Origin of the sequence: Streptomyces sp. P9(2023) (assembly GCF_032436795.1) — a bacterium.
Taxonomy (GTDB): domain Bacteria; phylum Actinomycetota; class Actinomycetes; order Streptomycetales; family Streptomycetaceae; genus Streptomyces.
The window spans coordinates 1-267 of sequence record NZ_JAUPWM010000531.1; the positions used below are offsets into that span (position 1 = coordinate 1).

Annotated in this window: 1 protein-coding gene; it reads right to left on the minus strand. The window is 49.4% G+C overall.

The window, feature by feature from the left end; translation table 11 throughout:
* Nucleotides 1-267, minus strand: a 267-nt coding sequence (locus Q5762_RS38610; RefSeq protein WP_315896986.1) for a hypothetical protein, incomplete at both ends; no start/stop codon positions are given.

Genomic DNA, 267 nt, shown 5'->3' on the forward strand with positions numbered 1-267 from the left:
CCGCCTGTTTCTCGAAAAACACGAACGGAACCCATTTGCTACCGTTCTTTCTAGGGTCGTAGGTATCGCACCAGTGCATAATGAACTCTTTTGGACGCGACGAATAATAAGCACGGGCAGAAGCGAGCAATTGCGGGTCAGAACGCAATTTAGCGAGAGTTTCAATTCGCCAAGCATAAACGCCTTTGTAATTTGGCGGCCATTGCACATGGTCAAGAGCGTGCGGCTTCCACGGCTTAATGAAATCATCGCCGGTTGCACGGTATT